We start from the raw sequence: 9,951 nt of genomic DNA, 5'->3' as shown, positions 1-9,951 counted from the left end.
CCGCCGATCGTCGGCTACTGGCTCGGCCGGCCCGTTGCCTCGAAGACCGCTCGCGCCAACATCCTCTTGTTCTTCGGCGCCTCCGACGTGTTTGGCGCCGTCAGCTATACCGTCAGCGGACTGATTACGCCGCAGGCGATCGGCTTCTCGCTGATCGTCGGCCCGGTCTATGCCGTGGCGATCTGGCTCGGTGCAAAACTGTTCGGCCGCGCCAGCGAACAACTGTTCCGGGCGATCTGCTATGGCCTGATCGCGCTCGCGCTCATCGTCGGCCTGCCGGCGCTGGATGGCGTCCTGAGAGACCACTGATTAGTTGTCTGGAACGAGCAGGTCGAGCGGGACGTCCAGCACCTTTGCGATCAGGCGGAGCGCGGCGGCAGTACCCTTCCGTCGGCCATTTTCGATGTCCGAAATGTAGCTCTGGCTCAGGCCCGTTTTGAACGAAAGATACATCTGGGTCATGCCTTCGGGCCTACCGTGTTCGCGCCACTCGCGTAGAACCCGGACTGGATTTTCACCGTCTGCCAAGCGATCGACGATATCCTTTGGCAATAGCGGACCACCGGTTTCAATCTCCTTGCGCGCGCGCGCAACAATCCGCGCCGTGCCCGTATCCTCATCCGCTTCGGAAGCCTTAGCAACGAGGCGCTCATACTCTTCTCTTGGAAGAATCGCGACTTCGCCCCGTGGGGTTTTTTGGAACCGAACGCCCATAGCTGTCCTCTCATTCATAGATATCTCGTCGGTGTCCCACCGCCGCAATAACCATGGTCTCGCCGTCTTCGAAGAAGATCACTCGCCAGTCTCCGACGCGAAGCCGCATGCCGTCGCGGCCCTTGAGGCGCTTCACATCGCCATGCCCGGATGTGGCAAACTCGGTCAACCGCCTGTCGATCCGGCGGCGCACCTCCGGCGAGAGCTTTGCCCATTGGCGAGTGCTCGATGCTGTGAAGACAATCGGCTTCATGACGGAATATCGCATATTGCGATATTTTGGTCAACTCCCGTCCGTACGTCTCCATGCCCTCGCGGCTCCGATCATCATCAGCATTGGGCGGGGCATTCGCCGACATCGCATCAATAACGCGCCGATCGCGACGGCGCTGAGCGGCGATGCGGCTTTGCCGGCTGTGCAGGCGCCGCCGGTGTCGTGTCCTTCAGCGCGCCGATCTTCCTCAGCGCCGCGTCGGCCGCACGCTCGCCGCTTTCCCAGGCGCCGTCGACTGTTCCCCACAGCGTATCGTGAGTGGCCTCGCCGGCGAAGAACACCGCGCCGACCGGCTCGGCCAGGACGGCGCGCGACGGCTGGCCGCCAGGGCTCGCCGCTGACATCGCACCCAGCGCGAATGGCGCTGCGTTCCAGTGCGTCGCCGCCGACTTCTTCACGGAAGCACCGACCTCGCTGCCGAACAGCTTGATCAGCCATTCGACGGCGAAGGCGATCATCGCCTTGTCGCCCTGGCTCGAAAGATCGCGGCCGAACGCGCCGCCGACATCGATCGAGCATACCGACGAGCCGCCGATATTGGCGAGCAGCATCGCCGTCTTGGTCGAACTGCTCTGCTCGACGATGGCATCGTCACGCGCGAGGCCGAGCGGATTTCCGGCAAGCTGCAGGAAAATATGATCGAAGCTGCCGAGCCCGAGCCTTGCGGCCGCATCGAGCTGGCGCTTGGGCAACTCGGGGGCGAACTTGATCGCGCCAGATGCGAGCACGTTGGTGGAGACCGTCACGATCGCAGCGCGTGCTGCGATCCGCCCCGCCGCCGTCTCGACGGCGACGTCGCGATTGCTCCAGGCGATGCGGCTCGCCGGCGTCGACAGCGCAAGCGGGACCTGGTCGGCAAGCCTGGCGATCATGGTGCCGAGACCCAGGCGGCAGGCGATGACCGCGCCGCGGTCGCCGCCGCGCACCTTGTCGATGACCGAGAGATCCCTGAGGTCCTTGCCGGTTGCACTCGCGCCGAGCACGAATTCGGCCGTGGCTGCCCAATCGCCGAGGTCTTTTGGGAGCGCTGACGCGCAGGCAATGTCGCCCTTGCCGCGCGAGGCGTCCTCGATGGCACGATTGGCGCGCACCAGCGCCGCCAAAAATTCCTCGGTCTCGCCGGGACGGGCGTTGCGGCGGCCGATGCGGATCTTCTGCCCGACCGGCGCCACGACCATTTCCAGCGCGAGCGCCCGGGCGAGCTTGACCAGCGGATTGGCGTCCGGATTGTGCAGCCAGCGCGCACCGCGGTCGATCGGCACGTCGAATGTCGTCGTGTCGGTGAGGCACCGGCCGCCGATCTCATTCGCCGCCTCGACCACGATCACCCTGCGACCCACGGCAATGATGCGGCGCGCCGCCGCGATGCCCGCGGCTCCCGCGCCGATCACGACAATGTCAGCCTCGCGCGGCAACGGCGCAGCCAGACCAGGTGGGCTGAACAAAGGGGCAGCCGCAAAACCTGCGGACGCGATGAGGACGTCGCGGCGCGTGATGTTCATGTCATGGTTTCCGGAGCCTGAAGATGCCAGCAGGCAATTGCCCACGGTGACAAATTATCTTTGCGTTTGCCATGATCATTCAAGGGAGTTCGTGGCCGGAATCACATTGAGCTTGGGATTTTCCAGTGCCCGTAACAACCCTGGATTCCGACCGCGGATGCCGCGACAACCTAACTCGAAATTCATGATCGTCATGATGACCGCCTCTTCAGATGCGGCGAGGCATGGTGCGCGGCGGTCGGAAAGCGCCCGCGCGGGAACCCGAATGAACCAAATTGCAACGGCTCTTGACCATGATAGAGATGGGTGAGGCGGCGTGGAACAGCCGCGGGGAGACCCATGGGCGTGATGCTCGATCAGATCGGCAAGCTGATCGCCGGCTACCTCGAAAAGGAGGTGCCGGGCTACGAGCCGTTCACCCCGAGCGATCCCGACCATTTGCGCGGCGACATGCAGCCGGGCGACGTGCTGCTGGTCGAAGGCAACAGCCGCATTTCCGGCATCATCAAATACCTGACGCAATCGACCTGGTCGCATGCGGCGCTCTATGTCGGGCCCGTCGACGGCGCGCGCGAAGCGGACGGCGAGCAGCATGTGCTGATCGAGGCCAATGTCGGCGAAGGCGTGATGTCGGCGCCGCTGTCGAAATATTTTTCCTATCACACCAGGATCTGCCGCCCGGTCGGCCTGTCCTACGAGGACCGCCACACCGTCTGCCGCTACGCCATCAACCGGATCGGTTTTGGCTATGACACGAAGAACATCACCGACCTGATGCGCTATCTGATCCCGCTGCCGGTGCCGCAGCGCTGGCGGCGGCGCATGATCGCGCTCGGCTCCGGCGACCCGACCAAGATGATCTGCTCGGCGCTGATCGCGCAGGCGTTCGACGCCGTGCGCTATCCGATCCTGCCAAAAATCACGCGCGCCGGCTCCCGCCGCGCCCGCCGCGAGATCCTGCACATCCGCGATTCCTCGCTCTACATGCCCCGGGACTTCGACATCTCGCCCTATTTCGAAGTCGTCAAGCCGACCATCGTGCACGGCTTCGACTACACCGCCTTGCACTGGGCCGACAAGCAGAAGCCGCTCCCGGAGGTAGCGGGCGAGTTCGGTGTGTTTCCAGAAGCGAAATCGCCGCCGCTTGTTCCTGAAGAGGCTGACCAGGAAGCGCCGCTTACGGTTTAGGAAGTGAGCGCCGGTGCAGGCGCTGCGCGGGATGGCATCAGGCTCGTCATTGCGAGGCGAAGCGACGAGGCCCGTGGGGTGGGCTGAGCGCAGCGTGCCCACCGTTGCAGACCACACCCGCGGAAGGTTGGTGGGCGCGGCGCTGGGTCTTTGCCCACTCCACGAAAATCGCGCTCGCTCTTCGGCGGCGGCGTCAGCTTCCCATTCAACGGTTCAAACAGCTTTGAGGGTGTGAGCTCGCGTTCTCGCGGCACGAAATGCCCGAGTCTTGCTTCAGATGTCACCCTCTGAATTGGAAGAGGGCGCAGGGAATGCCGGGTGCTGGCCGCACCCATGGCCCGCCAGCAACAAGAAAAGCTGGCGGCAGTTACCACAGGTTCAGCCAAAACATCCGGCATTCCCTGCGCGATGGTTTTAACGCTGTCCTTCGTGCTCTCCCCAGGGAACCGGGCTTTCTTGCCCCTGTCATTCGTGAGCATCGCAAGCTCGCGAACTTGACACCAGCGTCGGGGTGTCAGGACCACACGACTTCTGCGTCCGCGAAAGGATCAGTCGTCCGCGCAAAGCCTGCGCGCTGATCTGCCGCGTCCACCGCATCCCGCGCTCAACGTTCGTGACGATCGCGAAGCGCCCCTCCTGAGCGAGCCCGGGATGCGCGGATCATACTTCCGCTTTTCGGAAATTGTCAAGCCGTGTTTTCGCAAGAGCGGTAGCGATGCGATTCCCGTTGATTCGACGTGCGAATTTCGTCTTTGGGCCGACGCAACCATTGAGCTTCGATAAGCTCAAAACCGATCTGTCGATGCGGAAGAGGCAACTGATTCGGGTTACGCCTTTAAGGCCGGAACACCCGACCAGTCAGGACACGGCGCCGGGCTCCAGCGCCTCGCCGGCCTACGACGGATGCGCCATAGTCTCGTGCAGCGCGGCTTTGTCGAGCTCGCCCTCGCAGCGGCTTATCACGATGCGTCGGCACGGGCCCCAAGATGCCATCTCTGCCTCGCCAAGATGGACAGTCGATGCACCGGGCGCTGGAAGCCGCCGCTATAAATTTCTATTCTGTGGCTGAGCAAAAGGTCGGAGGCAAAACCCATCAAAAATTGGAGTCCACGTCATTCGGCCTTATGTTGTGGACCCTTCGACAGAGAGGACATGGACGTGAGTCTTTTCGGAACGATTTTGGGGCGAGACGAGAAGTTGGACGGCAAGGCGGATGATCGAGGAAAGGACGAACTGCTCGTCAACGCCTATGCGACCGTCCGTGATCTGCCTGCACTCGATTTTCCACATCGGCTGATGGGGCAGCGTGATCTATCGGACCCGGACATGCCCTCCGATCTCGACGCATTTGTAGGATACGTCTTTGGCCGTGGCGACGGCCAGATGACGGCGATGCACTACCATCTGTGGGGGCACATCCGACGCGTCCGCAATCAGGTGAATTTTGTCGTGGCGCTCGGCGATCTTCCGGCCGTGACCGCCTGGGCGCGAAGCGCGAATGCCATCCTCTTTCTCGGCGATGGCTCCGTGCGCGCTCCCGACATGGCGATGCTGATGAACGCGGAAGGCGTGTTCAACGACAAGGCCGGTTTGCCCTATCCGCCGGACGCAATCGCGCGACGGGCGCGAACGCTCAAACTCCTGGGCAACACGAGGCCCGCGCCGCCAGCCAGCATGCCGCCCTGCTTCGGAGAAGCGGAGGCCGCTCTCCGCCCCGCCTCGGAGGTTTTCGAGCGCGCCCTCGGCTTGTTCTGCGTGGCAGCGCAAGGCGTGGCAGTGGAAAATGGCGATAAGAGCGTCCTTGCTTTCATGCGCGAGCAGAACCCGATCGGGATCAATGCGCTGACACCGCAGGAGAGAATTTTTCTGGAAGCCGAGAATCCCGACGCGCAGACCGCCGTCCAGATGAGCTGGCGTTATGAAGCGCTGAACGTGCTGCTTTGGACGCTGTCGATCGGACCCGATCATCTCGATCCGGCCGGAGAAATCGCCGATGTGAACGCGCTGGTCCAGCGGGTCCTGGACATCGCGAACGACAAGTCCGAGGTTCGAGAGCTGAACTTGCGACCAGCCGCCGAGATTCTCGATGCGCTGGACCTGACCTGGCGACAACATTGGATCACCCGTCAGGCTCGTCTGGAAGGCGTCGAAGTCGAAACGCTCAATCCGAGCGTCGTGATGGAACGCCATCATGCGCTGAACTGGATAACGGGTTTTCAAAATGATCGCAGTACGGACTGGGACAACATAGACACGCCAACCTGACGCGTCATGAAAGCGCCGCGCGCGCCAACCCGTTCCCGATCGGTCTACTCAAAGCGGAAATGGGACGTAACCGTTAGCGGCGGGCAACTAACGCCATGCGAGATGCGAAACCTGGCGCGGGACGACGCCTCGCCGCGCGCGCGGACAGCAGCCAGAGTTGGCGCCGATCAGACAGCAATGCTGTCGCAGTTCATGCATGAGTGGCGCGTCTCGTGCATATCCCCCCGCGCCTCCACTATCGTACCACATCTTCCATCTTTGTTTCGCTGACTTACCGGCTGGCGCCGCTCGAGTTGCCTGCGGCGCCGATCGTCCAGTCCGGGTGCCATGGCGTGCCGACCGCTCTCGTTACGAAGCAATTTGCGCGATAGGCCTTTGTCAGCGGAGTTCGTGAGATGAACAAGAAAAATCGACTGAGCGAATCTGAATATCAGAATCGTCTCAACAATCTGCTGAAGGGCGCCTTCAATACCCAACTGCAGCCGCTGCGATCGCTCAACACCGCGACCAAGAAACGGAGAGCGGCGAAACGGCGGAGCGCAAGTCAGCCTGAACTGGCGAAGTCCAGCACCACGACCCCGGGCTGATGGTTGCCCGATCGGATCGCGGATCCGGGGACGGGCCGACACGACGGCCGTTGGCCTTCGGCGACCACGCATGAACGAAACAGATCTGGATTCAGGCTCGAACGTACCATTCTCGCGCGTCCACCTGCGCCCCTTGAAGTTCGCCTGATCGATCCAGCCGGGCCGACCTCGTTGCACGCTACCGGTCCGAACGGCCGATCACCGCCATCAGCTCCGAGATCTTCTGCCGCTGATCGGTCTTGTCGCCGCTGGCTATGGCGTGTTCGACGCAATGCGCGACGTGGTCCTTCAAAACCTCCTCCTCGACGCGCCGGAGCGCCGCGCGCACCGCCGAGATCTGCGTAACGATGTCGATGCAATAGCGATCCTCCTCGACCATTTTCGAAAGGCCGCGGACCTGGCCCTCGATCCGGCCGAGGCGTTTTTGCACGGATGCCTTGATGTCTTTTCGCATGGTCTCTATATACCCCTACAGGGTATGGGTTTCAAGGAATGTTTCGATGAACGAAACCGGACACGAGCTCGGAGTGCCTTCAGGATGCGAATGCAGTTCCAAGGCGACCGCCGAGCCCGGCAAAGCCGCATGCCGCGGCGAGCAGGGCGACCGCGTTGGTCACGCGTATCATCATGATCACGCGGCCGGCGCAGCAACCGTCAAGGATCCCGTCTGCGGCATGAACGTCGATCCGGCGACATCGAAACATCGCTTCGAGCATCGCGGCGAGACATTCCACTTCTGCTCGGCCGGGTGCCGCACCAAGTTCGCGGCCGACCCTGCAAAATATCTCGACCAGCGAGAGCCGCCGCAGGACGCTTCACCCGATGCGATCTACACCTGTCCGATGCATCCCGAGATCCGTCAGGTCGGACCGGGAAGCTGCCCGATCTGCGGCATGGCGCTGGAGCCCGAGGTCGCGAGTCTCGATGCCGCGCCCAATCACGAACTTATCGACATGTCCAGGCGGTTCTGGATCGGCGGCCTGCTGGCGCTTCCATCGGTCGTTCTGGAAATGGGCGGCCATCTCGCCGGTCCGCACAACTGGATCGATCCTACGCTGTCGAACTGGATCCAGTTCGTGTTCGCGACTCCGGTCGTGCTGTGGGCGGGATGGCCGTTTTTCGTGCGCGGCGCCCAGTCGCTCGTCACGCGCAATCTCAACATGTTCACGCTGATCGCGATGGGCACGGGTGTCGCCTATGTCTACAGCGTATTTGCGACGCTGGCGCCGCAACTCTTCCCATCGGCGTTCAGGGAACATGACGGCGCTGTTGCCGCCTACTTCGAGGCCGCCGCCGTCATCACGGTCCTGGTGCTGCTCGGCCAGGTGCTCGAATTGCGCGCGCGCGAAGCGACCTCAGGTGCGATCAAGGCACTGCTGCAGCTTGCGCCAAAGACCGCGCGGCGGATTAGCGAGGATGGCACGGACCATGAGGTCGAAATCGACAGCCTGAAGGTCGGCGACCGCTTGCGCGTACGGCCCGGCGAAAAGGTGCCGGTCGACGGCATCCTCCTCGAGGGCCGCTCGTCGCTCGACGAAGCGCTGGTCACGGGCGAATCCATGCCGGTGACCAAGGAGGCCGGCGCCAAGGTGATCGCCGGCACGCTCAATCGATCCGGCAGTTTTGCGATGCGTGCAGAAAAGGTCGGGCGCGACACGCTGCTGTCGCAAATCGTGAAAATGGTGGCCGACGCGCAGCGCTCGCGCGCGCCGATCCAGCGCCTCGCCGACCAGGTCGCGGGCTGGTTCGTGCCGACCGTCATCGCGGTGGCGATTTTCGCGTTTGCCGCCTGGAGCTGGTTCGGCCCGGAGCCCCGCCTCGCGTTCGGCCTGGTCGCGGCCGTCAGCGTGCTGATCATCGCCTGCCCCTGTGCGCTCGGGCTCGCCACGCCGATGTCGATCATGGTCGGCGTCGGACGCGGCGCGCAGGCCGGTGTCCTGATCAAGAATGCCGAAGCGCTTGAGCGCCTGGAGAAGGTCAATACACTCGTCGTCGACAAGACCGGGACGCTGACCGAAGGCAAGCCAAAAGTCGTCGCGATCGTGCCGGCCGGCGGCTTCGAGGAGAGTGACATTCTCAGGCTCGCCGCCAGCGTCGAGCGGGCCAGCGAACATCCGCTGGCTGACGCCATCGTGGCCGCCGCCAAGGAGCGCAAGCTCGACCTCGCCGCCGTGCACGATTTCGATTCGCCCACGGGCAAGGGCGCCACCGGCAAAGTCGACGGCCAGTCGATCGTGCTCGGCAATGCACGCTATCTCGACTCGCTCGGCATTGCGACCGCATCGCTCGATGCGGAGGCCGAGCGGGTTCGCGGCGAGGGCGCGACCGTCATCAACATGGCGGTCGACGGCAAGCTCGCGGGATTGTTTGCGGTTGCCGATCCGGTGAAGGCGACGACGCCGCAGGCGCTGAAGGCGCTCGCAGCCGACGGCCTCAAGGTGATCATGCTGACCGGCGACAACCGCACGACGGCGAACGCCGTCGCGCGAAACCTCGGCCTCGCCGATGTCGAGGCGGAGGTGCTGCCGGACCAGAAGAGCGCGGTCGTGAACAGGCTGCGCGGGCAGGGGCGGATCGTCGCGATGGCCGGCGATGGCGTCAATGACGCGCCGGCGCTCGCGGCCGCCGAGGTCGGCATTGCGATGGGGACCGGGACCGACGTTGCGATGGAGAGTGCCGGCGTGACGCTGCTGAAAGGCGATCTCATCGGCATCGTGCGCGCGCGAAAATTGTCGCAGGCCACGATGCGCAACATCCGCCAGAACCTGTTCTTCGCCTTCATCTACAATGCCGCGGGCATTCCGATCGCCGCCGGCATTTTGTATCCGAGCTTTGGCATCTTGCTGTCGCCGATCATCGCGGCTGCCGCGATGGCGCTGTCGTCGGTGTCAGTGGTTGGCAACGCCCTGCGGCTGCGCGCGACGAGGCTATAAGCGCGCGATGAAATTGAGGCTCGATCAGGCCGCATCGCAGGTGCGCTCCCGCTCCCCGCTCGCGGGGAGAGGTGACCCCGATCTCACGCCGCGCGGCCGGTGGCGCGTGGCAGGCCGGCGCGGGCGACGCCGCCATAGAGCGGCTCGTCCGGCATCGCCTCGCGCAGGGTTCGGCCCCGACGTCCGCGGCAAGCCGCTCGACGCCTGACTTTTTTCAAGGACTTGCCGAGGCCGGCGCGCATCTCTACCTCTCGCGGGACCGTTTTCACGAGAGGCTGGAACCTTCAATGATTGATGCTGCCGTCAGGGCGCTATCGCAGATCCTGTCCCCGCCGATGCGCTCGATCCTGTGGCGCTCGATCGGCATGGCGCTGGTGCTGGTCGCGGTGCTCGCGATCGGCCTGCAACGGCTCATGAGCTGGCTTGCGACCGAGGGCGCCACCTGGGCGGAGGCGACGCTCGGACCCACCTCGCACACGCCGCTCGAC

At 63.9% G+C, this 9,951-nt stretch carries 10 protein-coding genes and 1 pseudogene; 6 read left to right on the top strand and 5 right to left on the bottom strand.

The window, feature by feature from the left end; translation table 11 throughout:
* Nucleotides 1–309: TSUP family transporter (locus JOZ76_RS16255; RefSeq protein WP_366938583.1), on the top strand; the 309-nt coding region annotated here is incomplete at its 5' end.
* Here JOZ76_RS16255 and JOZ76_RS16250 read toward each other — a convergent pair.
* From JOZ76_RS16250 to JOZ76_RS16240, 3 genes are all read right to left on the bottom strand, one after another.
* Nucleotides 310–714, bottom strand: a complete 405-nt coding sequence (locus JOZ76_RS16250) for a helix-turn-helix domain-containing protein (protein WP_291699696.1) — start codon at nt 712–714, stop codon at nt 310–312.
* 10 nt (nt 715–724) lie between these two features.
* Nucleotides 725–967 (bottom strand): type II toxin-antitoxin system RelE family toxin, encoded by a 243-nt coding sequence (locus tag JOZ76_RS16245; RefSeq protein ID WP_291699694.1) that lies wholly within the window; start codon nt 965–967, stop codon nt 725–727.
* Nucleotides 968–1,077: 110 nt separating this feature from the next.
* Nucleotides 1,078–2,490 (bottom strand): flavin monoamine oxidase family protein, encoded by a 1,413-nt coding sequence (locus JOZ76_RS16240; protein WP_291699692.1) that lies wholly within the window; start codon nt 2,488–2,490, stop codon nt 1,078–1,080.
* 339 nt (nt 2,491–2,829) lie between these two features.
* Between JOZ76_RS16240 and JOZ76_RS16235 the strand changes: the two genes are divergently transcribed.
* The 3 genes from JOZ76_RS16235 (at nt 2,830) to JOZ76_RS16225 (ending at nt 6,530) form a co-directional block, all read left to right on the top strand.
* Nucleotides 2,830–3,678, top strand: a complete 849-nt coding sequence (locus JOZ76_RS16235) for a YiiX/YebB-like N1pC/P60 family cysteine hydrolase (RefSeq protein ID WP_291699690.1) — start codon at nt 2,830–2,832, stop codon at nt 3,676–3,678.
* Between the two features lie 1,152 nt (nt 3,679–4,830).
* The gene (locus tag JOZ76_RS16230) at nt 4,831–5,943 is read left to right on the top strand and encodes a DUF4272 domain-containing protein (protein WP_291699689.1); all 1,113 of its coding nucleotides are present in this window, start codon (nt 4,831–4,833) and stop codon (nt 5,941–5,943) included.
* Between the two features lie 395 nt (nt 5,944–6,338).
* Nucleotides 6,339–6,530, top strand: a complete 192-nt coding sequence (locus JOZ76_RS16225) for a hypothetical protein (RefSeq protein ID WP_291699687.1) — start codon at nt 6,339–6,341, stop codon at nt 6,528–6,530.
* Between the two features lie 178 nt (nt 6,531–6,708).
* Here the strand turns inward: JOZ76_RS16225 and JOZ76_RS16220 are convergent, their stop codons facing one another.
* Entirely contained in the window at nt 6,709–6,984 is a 276-nt protein-coding gene (locus tag JOZ76_RS16220; RefSeq protein ID WP_291699685.1) for a metal-sensitive transcriptional regulator, read from the bottom strand.
* A gap of 46 nt (nt 6,985–7,030) precedes the next feature.
* On the opposite strand from JOZ76_RS16220, the gene JOZ76_RS16215 reads away from it, so the two are divergent.
* Nucleotides 7,031–9,463: a heavy metal translocating P-type ATPase gene (locus tag JOZ76_RS16215; protein WP_291699683.1), complete on the top strand. Its 2,433-nt coding sequence runs from the start codon at nt 7,031–7,033 to the stop codon at nt 9,461–9,463.
* Between the two features lie 83 nt (nt 9,464–9,546).
* On the opposite strand, the gene JOZ76_RS16210 is transcribed toward JOZ76_RS16215, so the two are convergent.
* Nucleotides 9,547–9,732, bottom strand: coding sequence for a hypothetical protein (locus JOZ76_RS16210; RefSeq protein ID WP_291699681.1), 186 nt, complete (start codon nt 9,730–9,732; stop codon nt 9,547–9,549).
* Between the two features lie 18 nt (nt 9,733–9,750).
* On the opposite strand from JOZ76_RS16210, the pseudogene JOZ76_RS16205 reads away from it, so the two are divergent.
* Nucleotides 9,751–9,951 (top strand): annotated as a pseudogene (locus JOZ76_RS16205) (sulfate transporter family protein); the annotation flags it as partial.

Source organism: Bradyrhizobium sp. (assembly GCF_019244115.1).
Classification (GTDB): Bacteria; Pseudomonadota; Alphaproteobacteria; order Rhizobiales; family Xanthobacteraceae; genus Bradyrhizobium.
Note: the sequence above shows the minus strand (reverse complement) of the source record. Positions and strands in the feature narration are given on the sequence as shown.

Excerpts from the sequence above, each read along its gene's own strand:
- JOZ76_RS16250 (WP_291699696.1), bottom strand. The coding sequence starts at position 714 with ATGGGCGTTCGGTTCCAAAAAACCCCACGGGGCGAAGTCGCGATTCTT.
- JOZ76_RS16245 (WP_291699694.1), bottom strand. The coding sequence starts at position 967 with ATGAAGCCGATTGTCTTCACAGCATCGAGCACTCGCCAATGGGCAAAG.
- JOZ76_RS16240 (WP_291699692.1), bottom strand. The coding sequence starts at position 2,490 with ATGAACATCACGCGCCGCGACGTCCTCATCGCGTCCGCAGGTTTTGCG.
- JOZ76_RS16235 (WP_291699690.1), top strand. The coding sequence starts at position 2,830 with ATGGGCGTGATGCTCGATCAGATCGGCAAGCTGATCGCCGGCTACCTC.
- JOZ76_RS16230 (WP_291699689.1), top strand. The coding sequence starts at position 4,831 with ATGGACGTGAGTCTTTTCGGAACGATTTTGGGGCGAGACGAGAAGTTG.
- JOZ76_RS16225 (WP_291699687.1), top strand. The coding sequence starts at position 6,339 with ATGAACAAGAAAAATCGACTGAGCGAATCTGAATATCAGAATCGTCTC.
- JOZ76_RS16220 (WP_291699685.1), bottom strand. The coding sequence starts at position 6,984 with ATGCGAAAAGACATCAAGGCATCCGTGCAAAAACGCCTCGGCCGGATC.
- JOZ76_RS16215 (WP_291699683.1), top strand. The coding sequence starts at position 7,031 with ATGAACGAAACCGGACACGAGCTCGGAGTGCCTTCAGGATGCGAATGC.